At 69.8% G+C, this 24,763-nt stretch carries 22 protein-coding genes; 10 read left to right on the forward strand and 12 right to left on the reverse strand.

The features are described from left to right. The first annotated feature begins 312 nt into the window (after positions 1 to 312). From nanR to AC27L4_RS25305, 10 genes are all read left to right on the forward strand, one after another. A complete protein-coding gene (nanR, locus tag AC27L4_RS25260) occupies positions 313 to 1,035 on the forward strand; it encodes a transcriptional regulator NanR (RefSeq protein ID WP_487145286.1) in 723 nt (240 codons plus the stop codon). Further along, complete coding sequence (locus AC27L4_RS25265) at positions 1,032 to 1,337, forward strand: putative quinol monooxygenase (protein WP_487145287.1); 306 nt, start codon at positions 1,032 to 1,034, stop codon at positions 1,335 to 1,337. Before nanR ends, AC27L4_RS25265 begins: the two co-directional genes overlap by 4 nt. Positions 1,338 to 1,389: 52 nt before the next feature. Continuing rightward, positions 1,390 to 2,178 (forward strand): HpcH/HpaI aldolase family protein, encoded by a 789-nt coding sequence (locus AC27L4_RS25270; RefSeq protein ID WP_487145288.1) that lies wholly within the window; start codon positions 1,390 to 1,392, stop codon positions 2,176 to 2,178. 4 nt (positions 2,179 to 2,182) lie between these two features. Then, complete coding sequence (locus AC27L4_RS25275) at positions 2,183 to 3,226, forward strand: NAD(P)-dependent oxidoreductase (protein WP_487145289.1); 1,044 nt, start codon at positions 2,183 to 2,185, stop codon at positions 3,224 to 3,226. Between the two features lie 79 nt (positions 3,227 to 3,305). Beyond that, positions 3,306 to 4,967 carry an extracellular solute-binding protein gene (locus AC27L4_RS25280; protein ID WP_487145290.1) on the forward strand — a complete coding sequence of 554 codons (1,662 nt, stop codon included), beginning with the start codon at positions 3,306 to 3,308 and terminating at the stop codon, positions 4,965 to 4,967. Positions 4,968 to 5,292: 325 nt separating this feature from the next. Continuing rightward, positions 5,293 to 6,231 (forward strand): carbohydrate ABC transporter permease, encoded by a 939-nt coding sequence (locus tag AC27L4_RS25285; RefSeq protein WP_487145291.1) that lies wholly within the window; start codon positions 5,293 to 5,295, stop codon positions 6,229 to 6,231. Then, positions 6,231 to 7,070, forward strand: a complete 840-nt coding sequence (locus tag AC27L4_RS25290; protein ID WP_487145292.1) for a carbohydrate ABC transporter permease — start codon at positions 6,231 to 6,233, stop codon at positions 7,068 to 7,070. The genes AC27L4_RS25285 and AC27L4_RS25290 overlap by 1 nt, the downstream gene beginning before the upstream one ends. A gap of 301 nt (positions 7,071 to 7,371) precedes the next feature. After that, positions 7,372 to 8,475 (forward strand): ABC transporter ATP-binding protein, encoded by a 1,104-nt coding sequence (locus AC27L4_RS25295; RefSeq protein WP_487145293.1) that lies wholly within the window; start codon positions 7,372 to 7,374, stop codon positions 8,473 to 8,475. Next, positions 8,472 to 10,442 (forward strand): D-apionate lactonase family protein, encoded by a 1,971-nt coding sequence (locus AC27L4_RS25300; RefSeq protein WP_487145294.1) that lies wholly within the window; start codon positions 8,472 to 8,474, stop codon positions 10,440 to 10,442. The genes AC27L4_RS25295 and AC27L4_RS25300 overlap by 4 nt, the downstream gene beginning before the upstream one ends. A gap of 236 nt (positions 10,443 to 10,678) precedes the next feature. Then, on the forward strand, positions 10,679 to 11,770 hold the full coding sequence (locus AC27L4_RS25305; RefSeq protein ID WP_487145295.1) for an acyltransferase family protein: 1,092 nt from the start codon (positions 10,679 to 10,681) through the stop codon (positions 11,768 to 11,770). 26 nt (positions 11,771 to 11,796) lie between these two features. Here AC27L4_RS25305 and AC27L4_RS25310 read toward each other — a convergent pair whose 3' ends face one another. From AC27L4_RS25310 to dgoD, 12 genes are all read right to left on the reverse strand, one after another. Further along, positions 11,797 to 12,795, reverse strand: a complete 999-nt coding sequence (locus AC27L4_RS25310) for a Gfo/Idh/MocA family protein (protein ID WP_487145296.1) — start codon at positions 12,793 to 12,795, stop codon at positions 11,797 to 11,799. A gap of 47 nt (positions 12,796 to 12,842) precedes the next feature. Continuing rightward, a complete protein-coding gene (locus tag AC27L4_RS25315) occupies positions 12,843 to 13,784 on the reverse strand; it encodes an ABC transporter permease (protein ID WP_487145297.1) in 942 nt (313 codons plus the stop codon). Then, complete coding sequence (locus AC27L4_RS25320; protein WP_487145298.1) at positions 13,781 to 14,728, reverse strand: ABC transporter permease; 948 nt, start codon at positions 14,726 to 14,728, stop codon at positions 13,781 to 13,783. Before AC27L4_RS25320 ends, AC27L4_RS25315 begins: the two co-directional genes overlap by 4 nt. Next, positions 14,725 to 16,203, reverse strand: a complete 1,479-nt coding sequence (locus tag AC27L4_RS25325; protein WP_487145299.1) for a sugar ABC transporter ATP-binding protein — start codon at positions 16,201 to 16,203, stop codon at positions 14,725 to 14,727. The genes AC27L4_RS25320 and AC27L4_RS25325 overlap by 4 nt, the downstream gene beginning before the upstream one ends. 10 nt (positions 16,204 to 16,213) lie before the next feature. Beyond that, entirely contained in the window at positions 16,214 to 17,236 is a 1,023-nt protein-coding gene (locus AC27L4_RS25330) for a substrate-binding domain-containing protein (protein WP_487145300.1), read from the reverse strand. A gap of 337 nt (positions 17,237 to 17,573) precedes the next feature. Continuing rightward, positions 17,574 to 17,810 (reverse strand): hypothetical protein, encoded by a 237-nt coding sequence (locus AC27L4_RS25335; RefSeq protein WP_487145301.1) that lies wholly within the window; start codon positions 17,808 to 17,810, stop codon positions 17,574 to 17,576. 161 nt (positions 17,811 to 17,971) lie between these two features. After that, positions 17,972 to 18,715 carry a FadR/GntR family transcriptional regulator gene (locus AC27L4_RS25340; RefSeq protein WP_487145302.1) on the reverse strand — a complete coding sequence of 248 codons (744 nt, stop codon included), beginning with the start codon at positions 18,713 to 18,715 and terminating at the stop codon, positions 17,972 to 17,974. Between the two features lie 21 nt (positions 18,716 to 18,736). Further along, positions 18,737 to 19,684, reverse strand: coding sequence for an L-arabinose ABC transporter permease AraH (gene araH / locus AC27L4_RS25345; protein ID WP_487145303.1), 948 nt, complete (start codon positions 19,682 to 19,684; stop codon positions 18,737 to 18,739). Further along, a complete protein-coding gene (gene araG / locus AC27L4_RS25350) occupies positions 19,681 to 21,186 on the reverse strand; it encodes an L-arabinose ABC transporter ATP-binding protein AraG (protein WP_487145304.1) in 1,506 nt (501 codons plus the stop codon). The genes araH and araG overlap by 4 nt, the downstream gene beginning before the upstream one ends. 360 nt (positions 21,187 to 21,546) lie before the next feature. Next, positions 21,547 to 22,476: an arabinose ABC transporter substrate-binding protein gene (locus tag AC27L4_RS25355; protein WP_487145666.1), complete on the reverse strand. Its 930-nt coding sequence runs from the start codon at positions 22,474 to 22,476 to the stop codon at positions 21,547 to 21,549. 143 nt (positions 22,477 to 22,619) lie between these two features. Then, entirely contained in the window at positions 22,620 to 23,396 is a 777-nt protein-coding gene (locus tag AC27L4_RS25360; RefSeq protein ID WP_487145305.1) for an SDR family oxidoreductase, read from the reverse strand. Positions 23,397 to 23,400: 4 nt separating this feature from the next. Continuing rightward, entirely contained in the window at positions 23,401 to 24,573 is a 1,173-nt protein-coding gene (gene dgoD / locus AC27L4_RS25365) for a galactonate dehydratase (protein ID WP_487145306.1), read from the reverse strand. Positions 24,574 to 24,763 lie beyond the last annotated feature (190 nt).

Below are 24,763 nucleotides of genomic sequence, written 5' to 3' on the forward strand. Positions count from 1 at the left end.
CGTGGACTTGATCCGGCCATCTCGATGAGATCGCATGCGATCTCGTCAGGGAACGTGACGATTGCAGGGCTGCCGCCACCCGATCCTGTGTCGTTGGCGTGCGCGTGGATGGCCGGATCAAGTCCGGCCATGACGGCTGAGAGGGCATCGCCCCTCCCAGCGGCGACATGGTCCGGCCTTCTCTCAGCCCCACGAGATCCAGTCCGGCCGCAGCGCCGGGCCGGCGCGGTTCCCGCAGCGCAGCATGCATTTCCTTTGACCGTCCGCGGGATCGGCGCTAGCGTCGCGATGCTGGTATCAAAGGTACACCACATGGCCAAGGCGGCGATCCGGCGGCGCAAGCTCTATGAGGAGATCGCCGACGACCTGGAGCGGATGATCCAGGACGGGCAGTATGCGCCGGAGGATCTCCTGCCCTCCGAGCGCGACCTGATGCGCCAATACGGCGTCGGCCGGCCGGCGGTGCGCGAGGCGCTGTTTCACCTGCGCAAGATGGGGCTGGTGCAGATCCGCTCGGGCGAGCGGGCGCGGGTGACGCGGCCGACGCCGGAATTCGTCATCGAGGCGCTGTCGGGCACGGCCCGGCACATGCTGGCGGCGCCCGGCGGCGTGCACGACTTCCAGGACGCCCGCCTGTTCTTCGAGGTGGGCCTGGCCCGTCTCGCCGCCACCACCGCCACGGACGAGGACGTCGCCGATTTCGAGGCGGCCCTCGCCGCCAACCGCGCGGCGATCGGCGACCTCAAGCGCTTCCGCGAGACCGACGTCGCCTTCCACTACGTGCTGGCGGTCATCCCCGGCAATCCGATCTTCACCGCCATCCATGCCGCCCTGGCCGACTGGCTGATGGAGCAGCGCCAGACCACGCTGGCCCCGGCGCAGGACGCGGTGATCTTCGAGCAGATCTACGAAGCGCACCGCGCCGTCTTCGAGGCGGTGGCGGCACGCGACCCGGACCGGGCCGAGCAGGCCATGCGCAGCCACCTCGAGGACGTGGCGCGGCGCTACGGCGACATCGTCGGAGCCCGGCCATGAGCGGCCACGTCGTCATCGTCGACTTCCGGCTCAGGCCAGGCGCCCGCCCGGCCTTCCGCCGCCTCGTCGACGCCAACGCCCGCGCCTCGGCGCACGAGGAGCCGGGCTGCCGGCGCTTCGACGTGGTCGAGCCCGACGGCGAGCCGGACCGGGTGCTGCTCTACGAGATCTACGACGACCGCGCCGCCTTCGCGGCGCATATGCGCACCGGGCATTTTCTCGCATTCGACGCCGAGAGCGCCGCCCTCGTCGCCAGCAAGGCCGTCATCCTCGGCGATCTTGCCTGCGAGGGATCGGTATAGTTATCATACCAGCATACCCTCCCATAGAGGCGGGACGACGGAGGACAAAGGCATGACCGACAGCGGTCTGAAGGCGATGGCGGGGACCAGGGCCCCGAAATTCGGGCATTTCATCGTCGAGTTCGCCACGCCCGGCATCGGCCACATCCTGAAATCGGCCGGCTGCGACTTCGTGCTGTTCGACCTGGAGCATTCGGGCTTCCACTTCGAGACGGTGAAGAGCGTGCTGCGCTACTTCGAGGCGGCGGACCTGCCGGCGATCGTGCGCGTGCCGTCGAAGGAGTACCACCACATCGCCCGCGCCATGGACATGGGCGCCGAGGGCCTGATGCTGCCGATGGTCGGCACCGCCGCCGAGGCGCGCCACATCATCCAGTCGATGAAGTACCACCCGCAGGGCGGGCGCGGCGTGGCGCTGCAGGTGGCGCATGACCGCTACCGGCCCGGGGCGGTCGCCGACAAGTTCGCCGCCGCCAACAGGCGCTCCACCTTCTTCTGCCAGATCGAGACGGTCGAAGGCGTCGAGAACGCCGACGAGATCGCGGCGGTCGAGGGGGTCGACTGCCTCTGGGTCGGCCATTTCGACCTGTCGGTCTCGCTCGGCATCCCCGGCCAGTTCGACCATCCCGCCTTCAAGGCGGCGATCGACAAGACCGTCGCCGCCGCCCGCAGGCACGGCAAGGCGCTCGGGCGCCTGGTGCCGAACGTGGAGACCGGCGTCGCCCTCTATGGCGCCGGCTTCGACTTCATCTGCTATTCCGGCGACGTCTGGGTGCTCCAGTCCGCCCTCACGGAGGCGATCACCCGCCTGCGTGAAGGCACCGCCGGCGCCGGGAGCTGAGGCCATGACCTTCCGCGTCGCCCTGTCCGGGGATTTCAGGAAGGCGGACGGCTCGCCGACCTATCCCGACTTCGACCTCGCGCCGCTGCTGGCGGCGCCCGGCGTCGAGACCGTCTTCCTGGAGTCGGCCAGCCCGATCCGGGCCGAGCAGCTCGAGGACTTCGACGCCCTGATCCTGCTCGCCCACCGCTTCGCCGCCGAGAGCGTGCCCAGGAGCGGGCGCCTCTCGGTCGTGGCCCGCTTCGGCGTCGGCTACGACACCGTCGATGTCGAGGCCTGCACCAGGGCCGGCATCGCCCTGGCGATCACGCCGGACGGGGTGCGCCGGCCGGTGGCGGTGTCGATCGTGACGCTGATGCTGGCCCTCGCCGGCAAGCTGATGGTCAAGGACCGGCTGACGCGCGAGGGACCGGCTGGCTTCGCCCGGCGTTCCGAGCACATGGGCGTCGGCCTGGTCGGCCGCACCATCGGCTCGCTCGGCATCGGCAATATCGGCGCCGAGCTGTTCCGGCTGCTCAAGCCCTTCGACATGCGCTTCATCGCCCACGACCCCTTCGCCGACAAGGCGGTGGCGGCCGAGCTCGGCATCGAGCTGGTCGGGATCGACGACCTGTTCCGCCGGGCCGACATCCTCAGCGTCAACTGCCCGCTGACCCCCGAGACCCGCCACATCGTCAATGCCGAGCGCATCGGCCTGATGAAGCCGACCGCCTATCTCATCAACACCGCGCGCGGGCCGATCGTCGACCAGGCGGCGCTCACCGCCGCGCTGCAGGCCGGCCGCATCGCCGGCGCCGGCCTCGACGTGCTCGAGCAGGAGCCGCCGGACCCGGCCGATCCGATCCTCAAGCTCGACAACGTCATCCTGGCGCCGCACGCGCTGTGCTGGACCGACCAGTGCTTCGCCGGCAACGGCGCCGCCGACATCCGCGCCGTGCTCGACGTGCGCGAGGGCCGGGAGCCGCGCGGCGTCGTCAACCGCGCCGTGCTCGCGACCGAGCGCTGGCGCGAGCGGCTCGCCGCCTATGCCGTGGCCGCCGGGCCGTAGGAACCGATCCGGGCGCCGCCGCAGACAAGAAGGCTCGACCGAAGCGCCCTCGGGACGAGCTCGATCAGGGAGGAACGACATGAACGAGCGTGAGAGGCGTGACTTCGAAGCGGGCCTGGCCGAGGAGGTCGACGCCTGGCTGCAGGGCCGGCCGACCCGGCGGACCTTCATCACCCGGCTCGGCCAGATGATGGGCATGCTGCCCCTGGCCGGGCTGGCGCTGCCGGCCTGGACCAGCGAGGCGCTCGCCGCCGCGGCCGTGGACCTGGCCGACCCGTCGACGCCGCTCGGCAAGGCCCAGGCCGCCGCCATCAAGGCCTCGACCGAGGGCCCGGCCGACGGCTCGGCCTTCCGGGCGGTGCAGGCGGCCAAGCAGTTCTCCGGCGTCACCCTCAACATGACCTACGAGGCCGGGCTGCAGGCGCTCGACCCGCGCAACTTCTCCGGCCCGGTCTGGGAGCAGTTCACCGGCATCAAGACCAACGTGGTCGAGCTCTCCCATCCCGACCAGTATTCCAAGCCGGTGGCCGAGCACATCGCCGGCTCCGGCGCCTACGACATCCTCGACATCGAGCCGGCCTGGACGCCCTCGCTCGCCGACGGCGGCGTCATCGCCCCGCTCGACGACTACATCGCCAAATACATGAACAAGGCGGATTTCGACGACTACCATCCGCTCTACAAGGCGCTGCCGACCTACAAGGGCAAGGTCTGGGGCTTCTTCGACGACGGCGACATGTTCGCCCTCTACTACCGCAAGGACATCTTCGACGATCCCAAGCTCAAGGACGCCTATTCGAAGAAGTTCGGCAAGGCGCTCGAGGTGCCCAAGACCTGGGAGGATTATGCCCAGGTCGCCCAGTTCATCTCCGACCAGCTGGCACCCAATGTCTACGGCGCCGGCCATTTCCGCAAGGCCGGCAGCCCGGGCAACCAGTACGACTTCCTGCAGCAGTTCCGCGCCAACAAGGGCGTGTTCTTCGACGACGCGATGAAGGCGCAGCTCGCCTCGCCCGCCGGCGTCAAGACGCTGGAGAACATGCTCGCCGCCAACAAGGCCTCGATCCCCGGCAATGACGAGCTCGACGCCGTCTCGCTCTGGGCCGCCTTCCTGCAGGGCAAGGTGGCGATGATCTATTCCTGGCCGCCGAGCGGGCGCATGGCCGCCAACTATTCCCAGAGCGCCAAGGCGATCAACTTCATCCCGCAATCCTCGGTGGCCGGCAAGGTCGGCTATGCCATCGTCCCCGGCGGCCATCCCGAGCACGCCACCGGCTACACCAAGAGCCTGGCGGCCGAATCCGCCAACGCCGAGGCCGCCTACCTGTTCATGCAGTGGGCGACCTCGCCGCCGGTCTCGCTGGCCCGGACCATGCTGCCCTATTCGCTGCGCGACCCGTACCGGCTGTCGCACTTCAAGTCCGACCTCTATCGCGCGCTCTGGCCGGACGCCAAGGACTACCTGATCAACCTCAACAACTCGGCCAATGTCGGCCTGCTCGACATGATCATGCCCGGCTGGCAGGACTATGCCCTGACGCTCGACCGCATGTGCACCTCGGTCTGGGCCGGCACCGACCCGAAGGCCGCGCTGGAGACCGCTGCGGCCGAGTGGGACCAGACCACCGAGCGCCTCGGCGTCGACAGCCAGAAGGCCTTCTTCGCCGAATACAACAAGCTCCCCGGCTCCTCCGCCGACCACACGGTGGAGTCCATGGGGATGGCGGTGAAGCTGGAGTGAGGCAGGCCGCACCAGCACCGCGTCTCCGGCCGGGAGAGCGCACAAACCTTTCGGGCGTCATGGCCGGACGTGATCCCATGGGCACCGGGACAAGGCCGGACCATGCCGCTCCCGGGAAGGGCGTCGCCCTCTCAGCCGTCATGGCCGGATCAAGTCCGGCCATGACGCACTGAACCGGTGAGCCCGTTTTTCCGGCGATCGCACATCTTGGCGCCCATCGAACTTGATCCGGCCATCTCGACGAGATCGCATGCGATCTCGTCAGGGACCGCGCCCGCCAACGGCACGACATCGAGCCACGACACACCGACACGAGACAGATCGCATGGTGCAGGACGCCCTCCGAGTCTCCCCCGCCCGACCGCCCGCGGGCCCGCTGGCGCGGCTGTCGGCGTGGAGCGACCGGCATTTCAAATGGCTGCTGGTCGCCCCCGCCGTGCTGCTGATCCTGGCGCTGTCGGTCTATCCGCTGCTGTTCTCGCTCTGGGTCGCCTTCGTCAATTTCGACTTCCAGGTGCCCGGCCACGCCTTCGTCGGCCTGAAGAACTTCTCGCTGGTGGTGTTCGACCCTGTGGCCCGCTGGTCGCTGGTCCTGACCGTGCTCCTGTCGAGCGCCAACGTCGCCATCGAATTCGGGCTCGGCCTCGCCCTGGCGCTCGCCATGGTGCGCGCCTTCCCCGGCCGCGGCCTGGTCATGTCGATCCTGATCGTGCCGCTGTTCATCAGCCCGGTGATCGTCGGCCAGGCCTGGGCGCTGATGCTGCAGCGCCCCTTCGGGCCGACCAACTATCTGCTCGGCCTGATCCTCGGCCACGAGGTGACGATCGGCTGGCTGACCGAGTCGCCCTGGATCTACATCGCCCTGATCCTGGCCGACGTCTGGCAGTGGACGCCGTTCATGTTCGTCATCCTGCTGGCCGGGCTGACCTCGATCCCGCCCAATCTCTACGAGGCGGCCGAGCTCGACGGCGTCGGCGGCTGGCTCGCCTTCCGCGCCATCACCCTGCCCCAGCTCAGGCCGATGATCCTGCTCGCCGTCACCTTCCGCCTGCTCGACGCGGTCAAGCTGTTCGACACGATCTTCATCATGACCGCGGGCGGGCCGGGCACCAGGACCTACACCTCGTCCTTCTACCTCTACACCGTCGGCTTCACCCAGTTCCACCTGTCGCAGGCGACCGCCGGCAGCTGGATCTTCCTCATCATCACCGCGGTGGTAATCGGCCTCCTGGTGCGGCGGCTGCTCAAGACGGAGCCGGCCTGATGCCGAACCCCACGCCCCGCTGGCGCCGCCGCGGCTCGGCCGGCCGCTTTCTCTTCCTCGGCCTGTTCGTGCTCTTCGTGCTGGCGCCGCTCTACTGGATGTTCGTCACCTCGATCAAGCCGAGCGACGACTACCTCGCCGTGCCGCCGGTCTGGTTCCCCTCCGAGCCGACCATCGTGCACTACACCGCGGCGCTGTTCGCCTATCGCGGCCTCGCCGGCCTGATCAACAGCCTCGTCATCTCCGTGGCGGCGACCGTGCTCTCCGCCGTGTTCGGCACGCTGATGGCCTACAGCCTCGCCCGCTACGGCACCGGCGGCAAGCACCTGTCCTTCTGGGTGCTGTCGCAGCGCTTCCTGCCGCCGATCGCCGTGGTGCTGCCGATCTTCCTGATCTACCGCAACATCGGCCTGCACGACACGCATCTGGGCATGATCATCGCCTACACCGTCTTCACCCTGCCGGTGACGGTGTGGATGATGTACGCCTATTTCAGCGGCCTGCCGCGCTCGATGGAGGAGGCGGCGCTGGTCGACGGCTGCACCCGCTGGCAGGCCTTCCGGCGCGTCGCCGTGCCGCTGGCGGCGCCCGGCATCGTCGCGGCGGCGGTGTTCGCCTTCATCGCCTGCTGGACCGAGTTCTTCTTCGCGCTGGTGCTGACCAGCCGCACCGCCTTCACCCTGCCGACGGTGTTCCGCGCCTTCCTCGGCTTCCAGGGCGCCCAGTACGGCGAGGCCAGCGCCCTCGCCATCGTCTCGCTGGTGCCCTCGATCCTGCTCGGCGTGCTGGCGCAGCGCCATCTCGTGCGCGGGCTGACGCTCGGCGCCGTCCGCGGTTAGGGCGAGTGATCAGATATGGTTTGGAGCGAGATGAGGTCAAAAATGGCCAGATGCAAGGAGCGGCGCGACGCCAAGACGTCCGTCTTGGCGAGCGACGGGACGCGGCAGATGGCCATTTTTCACCTCACCGCTTCGCGGCGCGGCGCTTTTGGCCGATTGGCGCGTCGCATCGCTCGCCAAGGCATCAGCCTTGGCGTCGACGTCGCAAGCCCGAGGCTTGCGACAGCGCTCCTGCCACTCGGCCAAAATCGCTCGCGTCTCGCCCGAAACCATATCTGATCACTCGCCCTAGGAGATCATCATGGCCGGCGTAGAGATCAACAGCCTGCACAAGCGCTACGGCTCCTTCCATGCCGTGCGCGGCATCGACCTCGCCATTCCCGACGGCGAGTTCACCGTGCTGGTCGGCCCCTCCGGCTGCGGCAAGTCCACGCTGCTGCGCACCATCGCCGGGCTGGAGGACGTCACCGAGGGCCGGATCGCCATCGGCGGCGAGGTGGTCAACGACATGCGCCCGCGCGACCGCGACGTCGCCATGGTGTTCCAGGACTACGCCCTCTACCCGCATATGGCCGTGGCCGAGAACATCGGCTTCGGGCTGAAGGCGCGCAAGATGCCGCAGCCGGAGATCGAGGCGCGGGTCAAGCGCGCCGCCGCCATGCTCGGCATCACCGCGCTGCTGCAGCGCTATCCGCGCCAGCTCTCCGGCGGCCAGCGCCAGCGCGTCGCCATCGGCCGCGCCATCGTGCGCAACCCGCGCCTCTTCCTGTTCGACGAGCCGCTCTCCAACCTCGACGCCCAGCTGCGCGACGAGATGCGCGGCGAGATCAAGCGGCTCCACCAGGAGATCCGCACCACCATGATCTACGTCACCCACGACCAGATCGAGGCGATGACCCTGGCCGACCGCATCGTGCTGATGCGCGAGGGCGTGATCGAGCAGGCCGGCGCCCCGCTCGAGCTGTTCGAACGGCCGGTCTCGCGCTTCGTCGCCGGCTTCCTCGGCTCGCCGCAGATGGGCTTCGTGCCGGGCGAGCTCGTGCGCGGCGAGGCCGGCGACGCCGTCGCCTTCAGGGACGGAGCGGTGGCGAGCCTGCCGCTGCCGCGGGGCCGCCTCCCCGCGGACGGCGCCGGCGGCCTGGCCGTGCTGCTCGGCATCCGGCCCGAGCATGTCAGCCGGGCCACGGGGCCGCAGCCGGCGCCGGGCGTCGCCCGGATCGAGGCCGCGATCGAGCTGCTGCAGCCGACCGGCTCGCGCAGCTTCGCCACATTCCGGCTTGCCGGCGTGCCGATCCTGGCCGAACTTCAGGCCCACGACGTCAGCCGCCCGGGCGAGAGCATCGCCCTCGACATCAACCTCAACCGCGCCTCGCTGTTCGACGCGGCCACGGAGAAAGCGCTGTGACAGAGGCATCCCAACCGAGCCGGGCCGTCCGGCTGTGCGGCACCGAGGAGATCGAGGCCCCGGTCCGGCTGCTGCGCGCCGGCCCCCTCTCGGCCGAGCTCGACGGCGGCGCCCTGCGCGCCATCCGCATCGGCGAGGTCGAGGTCATCCGCGCCATCGCCTTCCTGGTGCGTGACGAGAACTGGGGCACCTTCTCACCCGCCATCGCCGACCTCACGGTCGAGGAGGATGCCGACGGCTTCCGCGTCGGCTACCGCGCCATCTGCGCCGACGCCAGGCGGACCCTGACCTACGAGGCTCGCATCACCGGGCGCAGCGACGGCTCCCTCGACTTCGAGGCCGACGCCTTGCCCGTCACCGACGTGCTCACCAACCGCACCGGCTTCGTCGTGCTGCACCCGGTCGAGGGCGTCGCCGGCCATCCCGTCAGGGTGCTGCACGTCGACGGCCGCGAGGAGCTCTCCACCTTCCCCGACCGCATCGACCCGATGCAGCCCTTCCGCGACATCCGTGCCCTGTCGCACGAGATCGCGCCCGGCGCCTGGGTCACCTGCACCATGACCGGCGATACCTTCGAGATGGAGGACCAGCGCAACTGGTCCGATGCCTCCTACAAGACCTATGTGCGCCCGCTCGCCCTGCCCTGGCCCTACACGCTGGCCGCGGGCGAGCGCTTCTCCCAGGCGGTCCGGCTCGCGGTCTCCGGCCCGCTGCCGGCCGCCGCGACGGCGGGCGCGGCCCGGCCGGTGACGGTGACGCTCGGCGGCGAGGCCGGCCGCATGCCGCGCCTCGGCCTCGGCGTCCCGGCCGAGGAGGCCTCCCACGCGCTACGCCTCGGCGCCCTGGTCAAGCGCCTCGCCCCGCGCTTCCTGGTCTGTCAGCTCGACCGGCGCCAGGGCAACGGCCTCAGCGAACTGGAGCTCTATCGCCGGCTCGGCGAGGCGGCGGGCGCGGAGGTGGTGGTCGAGATCGTCATTCCCGGCGGCCCCGACCCGGCGGCGGAGCTGGCCCCGATCGCTCAGGCCTTGCGGGAAACCGGGCTGAAGCCGGCCGCCGTCCAGGTTTTCCCGGCCCAGGACCTCAAATCGGTGCTGCCCGGCTCGCCCTGGCCGGAGATGCCGAGCTTCGAGGCGATCTACGCCGCCGCCCGCGCCGCCTTCCCCGGCATCCCGCTCGGCGGCGGCATGGCGACCTATTTCACCGAGCTCAACCGCAAGCGCCCGCCGGCCGCCCTGCTCGACTTCGTCACCAACACCACCTGCCCGACCGTCCATGCCGCCGACGACCACGCGGTGATGGAGACGCTCGAGGCGCTGCCCTACCAGATCCTGTCGACCCGGGCCTTCATGGGCGACCTGCCCTACCATATCGGCCCGAGCGCCATCGGCTGCCGCGAAAACCCCTATGGCCGGGCGACGACGCCCAACCCGGACAACCGGCGCACCTGCCTGTCGCGCCTCGACCCGCGCCAGCGCGGCCTGTTCAACGCCGCCTACACCATCGGCTATGCCGCCGCCTTCGCCCGCGGCGGCATCGCCGCCCTGGCCATGGGCGCGCCGACCGGCCCGTTCGGCTTCATCCACCGCCCCGGCGAGGGACCGCAGCCCTTCTTCGAGGATCTGGGCGAGGGCGCGCTCTATCCCGCCTGGCACGTCATGGCCGGCCTCGCCGCCGGCAGCGATGCCCCCAGGATCGAGGCCGGGTCGGACCGCAGGAGCACGGTCGAGGCCCTCGCCTGGCGCGACGGCGCCGGCACCGTGCTCTGGCTCGCCAACCTGACTCCGGCGGACCAGGCCGTCAGCCTCGACGGCGTCGCCTCCGGCAGCGCCACGGTCGCGGTTCTGGACGAGGGCAATTTCGTCGCCGCGGTTTCGACGCCGGACCTCCTCGACGCCGGTCGCCGGCCCCTCGACGGAACCTCGCTCACCCTCGGCGCCTATGCCGTGGCGCGGATCGACATCGCCTGAGCCCGGCTCTGGTGGATCGAGGGCAAAGGCTGAGGCCGCCTGTCCCCGAAAGCCTTGCCGCAGAGCAGGAAAAGCAGGACGAGGCGCGCCAATTGCACGATCTCGCGCGGCGGAGCGCGTGGCCGGACGCCTTTCAACCCGGCGACGGCGTTAACATTGTTCGACGCCCGGTATTGACGGTATCGCGAATTTATCGAAAGTCTTCAGAATCGGCGAAATCATCGGGTCTGAGGGCGATGGCACAGAGCGGGCCTCTTGCTGGGCGGAACATCCATGGTGTCCAGTATCTGCGCGCCCTGGCCGCGATCCTGGTCGTCTATTTCCACACCACCGTCTACACCAGCGCCTTCGCCTGGCCGGACAGCCTGTCGCGCGATTTCGGCGAGGGCGGCGTCGACCTGTTCTTCGTCATCAGCGGCTTCATCATGATGACGGTGACGGCCCGCTCGCCGATGACGCCCGGCCAGTTCCTGCTGCGGCGCATCGTGCGCATCGTGCCGCTCTACTGGCTGGTGACGCTGGTCATCCTGGCGGTCGGCCTGATCTATCCCGCGGCCATGCTCAACAACGTGGTCACGGTCGACCACGTCATCCTGTCGATGCTGTTCATCCCGCACGCCAATCCGCTGACCGGCGCCATCACGCCGTTCTTCAAGCTGGGCTGGACGCTCAATTACGAGATGTACTTCTACCTGATCTTCGCGGTGCTGCTGCTGGTGCTGTCGACGCCGCGCGCCCGCCTGATCGCCCTCGTCGCCTACGCCGCCGTCATCTCCACCATCTTCCTGATCGTCGACCCGCAGATCGCCATCGTCCGCGTCTACACCAACCCGATCATCTTCGAGTTCGTGATGGGCGCGGCGGTCGGCTATCTCTTCATCACCGACCGCCTCTCCCGCCTGCCGCCGCTCCTTTGCGGCGCGATCATCCTCGCCGCCCTCGCCGCCATGCTGTCGGTGCGGCCGGACGACGAGATCCGCACCCAGGTGCACGGCGTCGCGTCCGCCTTCCTGCTGGCCGCCTTCCTGGCGCTCGAGATCCAGGGCCGGCTGCGCCGCGTGCCGCTGCTGTGCCTGCTCGGCGACGCCTCCTACTCGATCTATCTCGTCCACCCGCTGGTGCAGTCGGTCGCCCGCATCGGCGCCAAGATGCTGCACCTGCCGGTCGAGACGCCGGCCGTCGGCTTTGTCCTGGTGGTGGCGGCCACCGTCGGCGCGACGATCGGCGGCGTCTTCGCCTACCTCCTGGTGGAAAAGCCGCTGCTGACCTGGCTGCGCCGCTACGTCGAACGCAAGCCCAAGCGCACCGCGGCGCCAGCCGCGGCCTGAAGCGGCGCGATCGAGATCGCCCCGCCCTACACCCTCTCCCAGCCGCCGTTCCTCTCCGAGCGGAACAGGGCGTCGATGATCTTCATGTTCTGCACCGCATCGGCCGGGCCGTAGGGCAAGGCGGTCTCCCCGCGGATGGCGGCGGAGAAGGCATCGGCCTCCTCGGCATACTGGTCGACCGGGTCGGTCATCGAGGCGACGGCCGAGAGATCGCCGAGCCCGGAGCCGTCATCCGTCAGCATGCGGCAGGCCTCGCCCTGCGGCGCGTTGAACGGGATCGCAATCTCGAAGCGCCGGCGGGTGCCGAGGATCTCGACCCGCTGGAACGGCACGAGCTGCGTCGACACGGTGAAGTCGAGGCGCCGTCCGCCGCCGAAGTCGGCGATGGCCGTCGCCAGCCGGTCGACGCCGCTGACCGGGTCGCGGTCGACCAGGGCGACGACGCGCTGCGGCTCGGCCTCGAAGATGAAGCGGCCGGCGACGATGGGATAGCAGCCGATATCGAGCAGGCCGCCGCCGCCGATGTCGGCCTTGTTGCGGATGTCCTGCGGATCGTCGTTGAAATAGGAGAAGAAGCACTGGATGGCGCGCACCTCGCCGAGGGAGCCCGAGCGGACCGCCTCGCGCGCCTTCAGCCATTGCGGATGGAAGCGCACCATGAAGGCTTCCATCACATGGCGGTCCTGCGGCAGCGACAGCAGGCGCTCGGCGTCCGCCGTGTCGAGGCCGATCGGCTTCTCGCACAGCACGTGCTTGCCGGCGGCCACGGCCTGAAGGGTCAGCGGCACGTGCAGGTGGTTCGGCAGCGGATTGTAGATCGCCTCGATGGTCGGGTCGGCCAGCAGCTCCTCGTAGGATCCATAGGCCGTGGGAATGCCGAGCTCGGCCGCCGCGGCCTGCGCCCGGCCGAGGTCGCGCGAGGCGATCGCCGCGACCTCGGCGGTGCGCGAGCGCTGGATCCCCGGAATGACCTTCTTCGTGCCGATCCTCGCGGTCGACAGGATGCCCCAGCGCGTCTTGGTCATGCTTCCTCCTCGTCCGTCCCGGACCGTTGTCGCCTTGCAGACGGCTCTCAGCGTATCGCCTTCTCGCCTCCGGCCAATGTGATCACCGCGATGATGATCAGACCGGTGAGCAGCATGCGCAGGCCCGGATCGGCGCCCGCGGCGTTGAGCATGGTCACCACCAGGAACATGAACAGCGCCGCGCCCCACACGCCCGGCACGCTCGCCCGGCCGCCGGCCACCGAGGTGCCGCCGATCACCACCACCGCGATGGTGAGCAGGAGATATTCCTGGCCCTGGTCGAGGGAGTTGCCGCTGGAGAAGCCGGCGATCAGCGCGCCGGTCAGGCCGGCCAGCGCCCCCGACAGCGCATAGGTGACGAAGCGGGTGCGCTCGACGTCGAGGCCGGCGAGGTGGGCGGCGCGCTCGTTCTGCCCGGCCGCGCCGACCGAGCGGCCATAGACGGTGCGCTCCAGCGCCAATGCCACCAGCACGGCGGCGACGAGGGCGACGACGGCCAGCAGCGGCACGCCGAGGAGCTTCCAGGTCACCAGGTCGAAGAACAGGTCCGGCGGCTTGATCTTGAGGCCGCGGCCGTTGACGATGGCGATCGACATCACCACCAGGCTGGAGGACAGCGTGGCGATGATCGGCGGGATGCGCAGCACCCGGATCAGGGCGTAGTTGCAGGCGCCGACCGCGAGACCGACCAGCACCGCGGCGAGGAGGCCCGGCACGATCATCATCGCGTCCTCGTTCATCACCAGCATCGAGACGGCGCTCGACAGCGCGATCACCGAGGGGATGGAGAGGTCGACATTGCCGGGGCCGGTGGTGATCACCAGCATCTGGCCGAGCGACACCAGCACGGTGAAGGCGGAGAAGGAGAAGGCGGCGGTGAGGATCTGGCCGCCGCCGTGGCCGCCGGACACCGCCAGCGTCGCGAGCCAGGCGGCGACCGCGGCGAGGTAGGACCAGATCCACGGCTTGCCCAGCAAAGTGCGCATCATGCCGTCCTCGCCACTTGCTGGATCAGCGCCCGCACCGCCAGCACCAGGATGAGGATCACGCCCTGGGCGCCGATCTGCCAGTCCGGCGTGATGCGCATGAAGGTGAGGAAGGAGGAGGCCAACGTCAGCGTCATGGCGCCGAGCACGGCGCCGACCGGCGAGACGCGGCCGCCGACGAAGGAAGCCCCGCCCAGGATGACCGCCGCCACCGAGATCAGCGTGTAGCGCGAGGCGATGTTGGCGTCGCCCGAGGTGGTGAGGCCGAGCAGGCTGAGGCCGGAGACCACGCCGAACAGCCCGGCCATGGCGTAGACGGCGACGCGGATGCGCAGCAGCGACCAGCCGGCCCGCTGCACCGAGCGGGCATTGCCGCCGGCGCCGCGGATCAGCACGCCGAAGGTCGAGCGCATCACCAGGAGCCAGGCGACGAGCGCCGTCGCCGCCGCCACCCAGATCGGCAGCGGCGCCAGCGGCGGCTTGACCTGCATCGCCGCCTTGAGCCAGTCCGGCGCCGCCCCGCCCGGCGTCGGCAGCACCAGCACGGACAGGCCCAGCCAGACGAAGGACAGACCCAGCGTCACCACGATCGAGGGCAACCGGCGCCATTCGATCAGGGCGCCGACCAGGGCATAGCCGGCCACCGCCGCGACCAGCGCCGCCACGCCCAGCACCGGCGAGACCGGCAGCAGCGTCGCGCCGATGCAGACGACCAGCGAGACGAACTGGCCGATCGACAGATCCAGGTCGTTGACTGCGATGATCAGCATCTGCGCGATGGTGGCGAAGATGATCGGCACCGCCAGGTTCAGGAGCAGGTTGACGCCGAAATAGGACATGGCGCGCGGCTGCTGCCAGAAGATGGCGGCGCACAGCAGCACCAGGGCCAGCGCCGGCAGCGCCGCCTCCAGGGCGTTCGACAGGCGCAGGCGCAGCCCGGCGCTCATGGCGCCGCCTGTTCGAACGAGGCCTGCACCACGCGCTCCTCGGTGAGGTCGGCGGCGGCGATCTCGCGGACGATGCGGCCATTGTGGAAGACGTAGACGCGGTCGCAGTGGAAGAGCTCGTCCATTTCCGTGGTGTACCAGAGGAAGGTGCGGCCGTCGGCGGCCTCGGTGCGGATCAGGCGGTAGACCTCCTGCTTGGTGCCGACGTCGACGCCGCGCATCGGGTCGTCCATCAGCACCAGCCCGGCCGGCGAGCCGAGGGCGCGGGCGAACAGCGCCTTCTGCTGGTTGCCGCCGGACAGCGACAGGATCGGGCTGTCGATCGACTTGCAGACCAGGGCGAGCCGCCGGCGCCAGTCCTCGGCGCGGCGGCGCTCGGCGCCGAGGTCGATCAGGCCGCCGCGCGTCAGGCCCTTCAGCCAGCGCGGGCTCATGTTGCGCTCGATCGACCAGAGCGGGAAGACGCCGTCGGCCTGCCGGTCGCCGGCGACCAGCGCCGCGGCGCCCTCGACCGTGACGCCGGCGACGCGCCGCCGGGCCGCGTCGTGGACGCGCATCAGCAGGCTGGTCTGGCCGTGTCCGGCCAGGCCCGCCAGGCCGACCACCTCGCCCTTGCGCGCGGTCAGCGCCAGCGAGCCGTCGGCCCCGGGCGCGACCGCGACCACGGCCGGGCCGGCGCCGGCATGGGACGCGGCCGCCGCGGCGCGGCGCTCGGCGGCATGGCCCATGGCCGCGACGATGCCCTCGCGCGAGAACTGCGCCGTCGCCTTGTCGGCGACGATGCGGCCGTCGCGCATGACGACGACGCGGTCGGTGGCGGCCAGGATCTCGTCGATCTTGTGGGAAATGATGATGACGCTGCGCTCGCTGGAGACGAAGCTGCGGGCGAAGGCGATCAACTGACGGGCGGCGCTGGCGTCGAGCGAGGAGGTCGGCTCGTCGAGAATGACGACGTGGGCCTCCTCCCGCGTCTCGGTGAAGGCGCGGGCGATCTCGACCATCTGGCGCCGGCCGATCGGCAGGCTGCCGACATGCGTGTCCATGGCGAGGCCATGGCCGGGGAAGATCTCGTCGAGCTTGCCGCCGATCAGCCGCGCCGCCTCGCGCCGCCAGCCCAGGCCCCGGATCGAGGGATGCGCGATCCGGGCGTTCTCGGCGATCGACAGGTTCGGGCAGAGCGACAGCTCCTGGAACACGCAGCGCACGCCGAGCCGGTGGGCGTTGCGCACGTCATAGGTGCCGGATATCGCCTGGCCGCGGACGGTGAAGCTGCCGCCGTCGGGCTGCAGCGTCCCGGCGATGAGGTTCATCAGCGTCGACTTGCCGGCGCCGTTGTGGCCGACGAGGCCGAGGCACTCGCCGGCACGCAGGGTGAAGTCGACCGGCGACAGCGCCTGCACCGCGCCGAAGCTCTTGGCCACGCCTGCCAGGGCGACGGCCGGGACGGGCTTGGCGGGAAACGCGACCACGGTCACCGGACGAGCGTCACTTCAGCTTGGCGAGGAAGTCGATCACGTCCTTCTGGGAATATTCGACGTTGGTGACGCTGCCCTTCTCCGTGCGCTTGAGATCGTCCTCCAGGCTGTCCTGCGTCACCACCAGGATCGGCAGCGTCATGTCCTGCGGCGGCTTGGCGCCGGCCAGGATCTGCTGGGCCACCCAGAAGGCGAAGGTGCCGGCGCCGGGGGCGATCGAGGCCGACATGCTCTGATAGCCGTTGGCGTCCTTCTGCTCCTTCCAATAGGTCAGCTCGTCCTCGCGATTGCCGAAGAAGATGGTCGGCACGGTCCGTCCGGCGGCCTTGAAGGCCTGCGCCGCGCCGAAGCCGTCGCCGCCCTGGGTGACCACGGCCGCGACCTCCGGCAGGGTCGGCAGGATGCCGGCGACCTCCTTCTGGGCCACGGTCTGCGTCCAGTTGCCGTGCACGGAGCCGACGACCTTGAACTCGGGATTGGCGGCGACGCCCGACGTGATGCCGGAATGGATTTCGTCGTCGACGAAGACGCCGGCGATGCCGCGGATCTCCAGGAGGTTGCCCTTGATGCCGCGGCTCTTGAGATAGTCGATCTGCATCGAGCCGAGCTTCTTGAAGTCGACGGCGATGCGGTAGGCGCAGGGTTCGGTGACGATGCCGTCGAAGGAGACGACGACGATGCCGGCGTCGCAGGCCTGCTTGACCGCGCCGTTGACGGCGGTCGGCGAGGCGGCGTTGACGACGATGGCGTTGTAGCCCTGCAGGATCATGTTCTGGATCTGCGCGGCCTGCTCGGTCGCCTGGTTCTCGGCGGTGGTGAAGGCCGGCGCCTCGGCGACGAGGCCGTCGGCCACCGCCTGCTTGGCCACCTTGTCCCAGCTCTTGAGCATGGCCTGGCGCCAGGAGTTGCCGGCATAATTGTTGGACAGGGCGATCTTCATGTCCTTGGTGTCGGCGGCCTCCGCGCCGGCCAGCGGCACGGCCGCCAGGGCCGCGGCCACCAGGATCGCCTTGATCGAAGTCGTGCTGCTCATGGTGTCTCTCCCGGAAATAACGGTTGGTCCGACGTGTTTTTGATCATTCCGTCGCGGGCGACGCGACAGCCGCGGGCGCCAGTTAACTAGCATGTCAGTGCAGGGTCAAGCGGCCCCGCGCATTGGTCGGACGATATTCCTCTGGACAATCCGCGGGATCGCCACGGGACCGGTCGGCGCGCCGGCGATGGCCGTTTCGGCCGTCGGGACCAGGGACGAGGCGGGGGCAATTCACCGGGAACGCCGGACCATGTCGTGCGCACCGGCAAGGCAGCCGGCCCGGCAGCGATGCCTGCCGGGACGGATGCGGCCCGGCCCCGGATCGCCGGGCCTTGCGTCAGTCGCGCGGTCCCGCCGGCTGGCGCAGCCGAAGCCGCGGATGGCCGTATTCGCGGATCAGGCCGAGTACCTGGGCCTTGACCAGGCCGCGGGCCTCCGGCCGCACGAAGCTCATCAGGAAGTCGATGGCTTCGTCGAGCCTCTCGTCGTGATCGGCTTCAGGATCGGTGAAGTAGTTTCCGTGCGCGTAGATGTTCTCGGTCATGCGCCGGTCGAGGTCCGCGAAGAATCCCATGGCCGTTTGCCCGGTTCCGGCAGCGAAGGCGCCGCCTCCCCTTCATTAAGGCAGGCGGGCATAAAGGTTCCATGGGATCCGGCCCGCAAGCGCATGAAGGCAGTCGAGGGCGGAGACGGCCGGCCCCGATGCACCGGAGGCTTCTTCGGCAGGGACCGCGGCTACATCCGCCCGACGTCATGCGCCGTCTGGTCGAGGACGCGGTTCATCGCGGCGCGCGCCCCGGCGGTGTCGCGGTAGCGGATGCAGTCCATCACGTCCTTGTGCAGGGACAGCGTCCGCGACTGGCTCTCCATCAGGCTGTTGGTCAGACGCAGGGAGGCCCGCAACGCCGTCTCCATGGTGCCGATCAGGCCGTTCAGCACGATGTTGTGGCTGGCGGCGATGACGGCGCGGTGGAAGGCGAGGTCGGCCTCGCAGCAGGCGAGGAGATCGTTGGGGATCGAGCGCTCCATGGCGAGATAGGCCTCCTCGATCACGGCGAGATCCGCCGCCGTGCCGCGCCGGGCGGCGAGCTCGGCCGCGGCCGGCTCGATGATGCGGCGCGCCTCGACCAGGCTGGTGACCAGCTCGACGTCGCGGGTGAGGTTGGGGTGCCAGGACAGCACGGCCGGGTCGAGCAGCCGCCAGTCCGCCCGCGGCCGCACCTTGACGCCGATGCGCGGCCGCGCCTCGACCAGTCCCTTGGCCGCCAGCACCTTCACCGCCTCGCGCACCGAGGTGCGGCTGACGCCGAGCACCTCGACTAGGTCCTCCTCCCGCGGCAGCGTGTCGCCGGGCGCGTAGCGCCCGCCGAGCAGCCAGGCGCCGAGGGTGCGCACCACGGTGTCGTGCACCTTGCCGCCGTCGGCCTGGCTGTCGGTCACCATCGGCAGCCATTGCTGCGGGTCGATGTCGCGACTCATGCGCCAGGCCCTCCCCTCATGTCAGCTCCGGCGCAACGCCTGGCTGCGGACGTTGTCGAGCAGCACGGCGAGCAGGAGGATCAGGCCGCGCACGAGATACTGGTAGAAGGCCTGGATGTTGAGCAGGTTCATGGCGTTCTCGGCGATGCCGAGGATGAGCACGCCGACGACCACGCCGGAAATGGTGGCCCGTCCGCCGGCGAGCGACACGCCGCCGAGCACGCAGGCCGAGATCACCGACAGCTCCAGGCCGGTGGCGGCGTTGGGCTGGCCGGAGGTGATGCGCGAGGCGAGCAGGATGCCGGCGATGGCGCACATCAGGCCCTGGATGGCGAAGATCCAGATGCGGGCGCGCGATACCTCCACGCCGGCCAGGCGCGAGGCGTCCGGATTGCCGCCGATCGCCAGCACGTTGCGGCCGAACACGGTGCGGTTGAGGACGAAGCCGAAGACGGCCAGGCACAGGATCATCACCCAGACCGGGGCCGGGATGCCGAGGAAGGTCGTCAGCGCGATGGCGTAGAAGCCGGGGTCGTTGACGCCGACGGCGCGCCCGTCCGAGACGATCAGCGCCAGGCCGCGCACGATCTGCATGGTGGCGAGCGTGGTGATCAGGGCGTTGATGCGCAGCTTGGCGATGACCACGCCGTTGATCACGCCGACGATGACGCCGGCCGCGAGCGCCAGCACCAGGCCGGCGAAGATGTTGCCGGCCCAGTTCGAGCCCATCACCGCCATCATGCCGGCGAAGGCGGTGATCGAGCCGACCGACAGGTCGAAGTCGCGCGAGGCCAGGCACAGCATCATGCTGCCGGCGACGATGCCGATCGTCACCACCGACTGCATCAGGCCCAGCATGTTGCGCGTGGTGAAGAAGTTCGGGACGAACCAGGCCACCAGCGCGAAGGCGACGACGAAAAGGAGCACGAGGCCCTGGTCTCCCAGGATCAGGCGGCGCACGGCGTTCATTGGCTGGATCCCTCGGCATGCACCGGCAAGGCGGCGGCGAGAATGGCGTGTTCGTCGAACTGGCTGCGGGTGAACGCGGCGGCGATCCGCCCCTCGCGCATCACCAGGATGCGGTCGCAGATGCCCATCACCTCGGGCAGCTCGCTGGAGACCACGCCGATGGCGAGGCCCTTCTCGGCGAGGTCGTAGAGGATGGCGTAGATTTCGCTCTTGGCGCCGACGTCGATGCCGCGCGTCGGCTCGTCGACCAGCAGCACCTTCAGCTGCGGCTCGGCCAGCCAGCGCGCCAGGATGGTCTTCTGCTGGTTGCCGCCGGAGAGGTTGACGATGTCCTGCCGGCGCGAGGGCGTCCTCACCTTGAGGCGCTTGATGAAGTCGTCGGCCAGCACGGCCTCGCGCGCCGGCTGGATGATGCCGAGCGGCGAGAAGTGGCGCCGGGTCGAGATGACGATGTTCTCGCCGACCGAGCGGCCCTGGACGATGCCGTCGGCCTTGCGGTCCTCCGGGCACATCACCAGCCCGGCGGCGATGGCGGTGCTGGGCCGGGGCGAGAGCGGCGCGCCGTCGACGGCGATGCTGCCGCCGCTGGCCGGGTCGGCACCGTAGACCAGGCGGAACAGCTCGCTGCGCCCGGCCCCGACCAGGCCGAAGAAGCCGAGGATCTCGCCGGCGCGCAGCGAGAAGCTGGCCGGATGCGGCAACCGGCTGCCGGCGAGCTCCCTAACCTCGAGCCGGGTCCGGCCCGACGGCCGGCCGCGCCAGCCCCAGATGTCCTTGATCTCGCGCCCGACCATCTGCCGCACGATCTGGTCGCGGGTGACGCCGGCCATGCTCTCGAAATGGGCGGCGACGCGCCCGTCGCGCAGCACGGTGGCGGAGTCGCACAGGCGGAACACCTCGTCGAGCCGGTGCGAGACGTAGAGGATGACCTTGCCCTGCCGGCGCAGCTTGTCGATCAGGCGGAACAGCACCTCGCTCTCGGCCGCGGAGAGCGAGGAGGTCGGCTCGTCGAGGGCGATCACCTTGGCGTCGAACATGATCGCCTTGGCGATCTCGACCATCTGGCGCTGGCCGATCGAGAGGTTGACGATCCTGGTGCGCGTGTCGATGCCGCCGCCGACCTCGGCGATCGCCGCGGCGGCGCGCTGGTGCAGCGTCCGGAAGGAGATGACGCCGCCGGCATTGGGGAAGCGCCCGAGCGTCAGGTTCTCGCCGACGCTGAGTTCGGGCACGAGCTGCAGCTCCTGGTGCACCACGGCGACGCCCGCGGTCATCGCCTCGTGCACCGAGCCGAAGCGGCCGTCATGCTCGCCCAGGTGCAGCATGCCGGCGTCGGGCTTGAGATCGCCGCCGAGGATCTTGATCAGCGTCGACTTGCCGGCGCCGTTCTCGCCCATCAGCCCATGCACATGCCCCTTCGGCACGCCGAAGCTGATGTCCGACAAGGCCTGGACGCCGGGGAAGCCCTTGGAAATGCCCTCGAACCGGAGGAATGCGGTCATGGCGGTCCTGGTGGGATGGATATCACGAGGGAGAAGGCGTCGAGCCACGGCGTCGAACGCGGACGCTCACCCCTCTCCCGGCTGGGCTAGTGTCGGCACACAAGTCGTTCATGAGATTTCAGGCGCGACGCCAGCCGATCTCCTCCCCCTTGCGGGGAGGGGTAAGGGGGTGGGGGTCGTAGACGCAGGGCTCTTCCTACCCTGCACGACCCCCACCCTTCATCCCTCCCCGCAAGGGGGAGGGAAGACGCAAGCGTCCCGCCTCAGCCTGTCTCCGCCCCTCTCGCCCGGCCTCTAGGATGTGTGCCGACACCAGCCCGGCCGGGAGAGGGGTCCGTCGGCGCCAAGCCTTGCGGCTTGCTACTCGATGCCGAGGCTCTTGCGCACGGCGCCGTAGTCGTCGCGCTTGGCGAGCTGGCCGGCGGTCTGCACCAGCTTCGGCGGCTCCTTGCCACCGATCCAGTCGAACATGTTCACCGAGGTCTCGTAGCCGTGGCGCTTGGGCGAGATGATCACGGTGGCGAAGAAGCCGGTGGGGCTGGCCTTCTTGAACTCGTTGATCGCCGAATCCGCGCCGCCGATGCCGACGGCGATCACGTCCTCGGGCTTGATGCCGACGCCTTCGGTGGCGCGCACCGCGCCGAGCGCGGCCTCGTCGTTCAGGCCGAAGGCGACCCAGTGCTTGACGCCGGAATGGGCGTTGATGACCGTGGTCGCGGCGTTGAGGGCGGCCTCGGTGTCGGTCTTGGCCTGCGGCGCATCATAGATGTTGGCGGCGGGGAAGCCTTCCTTGGTCAGCACCGAGATCGCGCCGTCGACGCGGTCCTTGGCGGTCGGCAGCTGGTCGTAGGAGACGCGGATCGCGCCGACGTCCTTCAGGTCCCAGCCGCGCTTCTTGGCCTCGTCGATGATCGCCTGGCCGACCTGCTCGCCAATCTTGGTGGCCGAGATGCCCATGTGCGGCACATCGGCGAGCGGCGCGCCCGAGCCGTCGACCAACTGGTCGTCCACCGTCATCAGCTTCAGGTTGTTGGCGGCGGACTTGGCGACGATCGCCGGACCGAGCTTGACGTCGGGGGTGCAGATGATGAAGCCCTGCGCGCCCTGGGCGCCGAGATTGTCGATGGCAGCCATCGCCTTCTCGCCGTCCTCGGCGCCGATCTTGACCAGGGTGAAGCCCTTGTCCTTGGCCGCGGTCTCGGCGAACTTCCACTCGTCCTGGAACCACGGCTCTTCCGGCTGCTTGACCACGAAGCCGATCTTCACGTCGGCGGCATAGGCCGACACCATCAGAGCCTGCAGGGCGATGCCCGCGACGGCCAGTCCTTTCACGATGCGCAACATGTCGTCTCCTCCCGGATCGCTTGATCCCTTTGCCCGGGCACGGGCCGCGTGCCCAAGACGGTTGCGGGGCTGGACCCCGGATCTCTTCCCTACTCGTGGTAGAGCACGGACCGCCCGCCATCGATGACGATGCAGGCGGCGTTGATGAACGGCGCCTCGTCCGAGGCCAGGAACACGGCGGTCATCGCCACCTCCTCCGGCCGGCCGATACGCCGGGGCGGATGCAGATCATAGGCGCGCCGGCGCTCGACGTCCGGGTCCGGGAAGGTGTTCCAGTAGTCGACCGCGATCGGCGTTTCGATGTAGCCGGGGGCGATGGCGTTCACCCGGATGCCCTCGGCCGCATATTCGATGCCCAGCGCCCGCGTCAGGCCGAGCAGGCCGTGCTTGGCCACCGGATAGGGAAAGGTGTGCGGAATGATGGTGAAGGAATGCGAGGAGGCGATGTTGACCACCGCGCCGCCTCTGCGGGCCCGCATGGTCGGCAGCACCGCCCGCGTCACCGTCCACACGCCCTCCAGGTCGACGGCGAAGCAGCGCCGCCATTCCTCCTCGCTCGTCTCCAGCGGCTCGTGGAAGACGTTGATGCCGGCATTGTTGACCAGGATGTCGATGCCGCCGAAGGCCTCGAGGGTCCGGGCGGCCATGGCCTCGACCGCGGCGCGGTCGGTGACGTCGGTCGGGACGAACAGCGCCCGGCCGCCGGCGGCCTCGATGGCCCGCGCCATGGCGGCGCCGGTCTCGGCGTTGCGCTCGGCGATCACCACCGCGGCACCCTCGCGGGCGAACGCCTCGGCGGTCGCCGCGCCGATGCCCTGGCCGGCGCCGGTGACGATCGCGGTCTTGCCTGTCAGCCGGTCCACCATGGCCTCACCAGTCGACGATGGTGCCGTCGTCGAGGACGGCGTTGGTGGTGTGCAGCACCTCCGGCTGGAACGGATGGGCGGCGCAGGCCGCCTCGTCCACCTCCAGGCCGAGGCCCGGCGCCTCCGGCACCTGCCAGAAGCCGTCGACCATGCGGATCGGGCCGCGCACCACGTCGAAGTACCAGGGCACGGCGCCGACCATCTCCTCCTGGATCAGGTGGTTCGGCGTCGAGACGGCGAAGTGCAGCGCCGCCACGCCGGCGATCGGCCCCAGCGGGTTGTGCGGGGCGACGCCGACCGACACGGTCTCGGCCATGGCCGCGATCTTCTTGGCCTCGAGCAGGCCGCCGCAATGGCAGATGTCGGGCTGGGCGATGTCGACGGCGCGCGCCCGGAACAGCTCGTCGAACTCCAGCCGGTCGACCAGCCGCTCGCCGGAGGCGATCGGCACGCCCGTCTTGGCGGCGATGGCGGCGAGGCCCGCGGTCTCGCCCGGCGGCAGCAGTTCCTCCACGAACATCGGCCGGCCCGGCGCCAGCGCCTCGACATAGGCCAGCGCCGCCCCCGCCGAGGCCGGCCGGCCGTGGAAGTCGACCATGATTTCGATCTCGGGCCCGACGGCGGCCCGCAGCGCCTCCATCATCCGCGCCACCTTGTCGACCTCGGGCAGCGGCGCATGGAAATGCGTGTAGGGGATGAACACCGCCTTGAAGGCGCGATAGCCCTTCTCGACCACCTCGTGCGCCCGCTCGACCAGCGGCGCGGCCTCCATGGTCTCGTAGACCGCGCGCATGTCGCCGAGGCCGAGATGGGTGTAGACCCGCACCTTGTCGCGCACCTTGCCACCGAGCAGGCGCCAGACCGGCACGCCGAGATGCTTGCCCAGGATGTCCCACAGGGCGATCTCGATGCCGGAGATGGCGCTCATGCCGATGGCGCCGAGCCGCCAGAACGAGTGCTTGCGCATCACCCGCACCGCCTGCTCGATGTCGCGCGGGTCGCGCCCCACGACCAGCGGCGCCAGATCCTCGACCGCGCCGACCACCGCGCGGGTCTTCCATTCCAGCGTCGCCTCGCCCCAGCCGAACAGGCCGGGCTCGTCGGTCTCGACCTTGACGAAGACCCAGTTGCGCATCTCCGCATTGACCACGCGGGTGCTGATATTGGTGATTCTCAACGCGGACGTTCCTGAGGGCGGCCGACCAGCGGCATGTTTTTATCGTATGAATAAATCTATAATCCCGCGGAATGACGGATGCAACCGATTTGTCCGAGCACACGAAATCGAGCGGCCCGATCGCGATCTCCGCCAGCGCACGCAGGGGAGGCAGACCGGCTGACGGCCTTCCCCAAAAGGCGCCGCCCCC

It is taken from the genome of Labrys sp. Lb11 (assembly GCF_057554225.1).

Coding starts and splice junctions, on each gene's coding strand:
- nanR (WP_487145286.1), top strand. CDS start 313: ATGGCCAAGGCGGCGATCCGGCGGCGCAAGCTCTATGAGGAGATCGCC.
- AC27L4_RS25265 (WP_487145287.1), top strand. CDS start 1,032: ATGAGCGGCCACGTCGTCATCGTCGACTTCCGGCTCAGGCCAGGCGCC.
- AC27L4_RS25270 (WP_487145288.1), top strand. CDS start 1,390: ATGACCGACAGCGGTCTGAAGGCGATGGCGGGGACCAGGGCCCCGAAA.
- AC27L4_RS25275 (WP_487145289.1), top strand. CDS start 2,183: ATGACCTTCCGCGTCGCCCTGTCCGGGGATTTCAGGAAGGCGGACGGC.
- AC27L4_RS25280 (WP_487145290.1), top strand. CDS start 3,306: ATGAACGAGCGTGAGAGGCGTGACTTCGAAGCGGGCCTGGCCGAGGAG.
- AC27L4_RS25285 (WP_487145291.1), top strand. CDS start 5,293: ATGGTGCAGGACGCCCTCCGAGTCTCCCCCGCCCGACCGCCCGCGGGC.
- AC27L4_RS25290 (WP_487145292.1), top strand. CDS start 6,231: ATGCCGAACCCCACGCCCCGCTGGCGCCGCCGCGGCTCGGCCGGCCGC.
- AC27L4_RS25295 (WP_487145293.1), top strand. CDS start 7,372: ATGGCCGGCGTAGAGATCAACAGCCTGCACAAGCGCTACGGCTCCTTC.
- AC27L4_RS25305 (WP_487145295.1), top strand. CDS start 10,679: ATGGCACAGAGCGGGCCTCTTGCTGGGCGGAACATCCATGGTGTCCAG.
- AC27L4_RS25310 (WP_487145296.1), bottom strand. CDS start 12,795: ATGACCAAGACGCGCTGGGGCATCCTGTCGACCGCGAGGATCGGCACG.
- AC27L4_RS25315 (WP_487145297.1), bottom strand. CDS start 13,784: ATGATGCGCACTTTGCTGGGCAAGCCGTGGATCTGGTCCTACCTCGCC.
- AC27L4_RS25320 (WP_487145298.1), bottom strand. CDS start 14,728: ATGAGCGCCGGGCTGCGCCTGCGCCTGTCGAACGCCCTGGAGGCGGCG.
- AC27L4_RS25330 (WP_487145300.1), bottom strand. CDS start 17,236: ATGAGCAGCACGACTTCGATCAAGGCGATCCTGGTGGCCGCGGCCCTG.
- AC27L4_RS25335 (WP_487145301.1), bottom strand. CDS start 17,810: ATGGGATTCTTCGCGGACCTCGACCGGCGCATGACCGAGAACATCTAC.
- AC27L4_RS25340 (WP_487145302.1), bottom strand. CDS start 18,715: ATGAGTCGCGACATCGACCCGCAGCAATGGCTGCCGATGGTGACCGAC.
- araH (WP_487145303.1), bottom strand. CDS start 19,684: ATGAACGCCGTGCGCCGCCTGATCCTGGGAGACCAGGGCCTCGTGCTC.
- araG (WP_487145304.1), bottom strand. CDS start 21,186: ATGACCGCATTCCTCCGGTTCGAGGGCATTTCCAAGGGCTTCCCCGGC.
- AC27L4_RS25355 (WP_487145666.1), bottom strand. CDS start 22,476: ATGGTGTCGGCCTATGCCGCCGACGTGAAGATCGGCTTCGTGGTCAAG.
- AC27L4_RS25360 (WP_487145305.1), bottom strand. CDS start 23,396: ATGGTGGACCGGCTGACAGGCAAGACCGCGATCGTCACCGGCGCCGGC.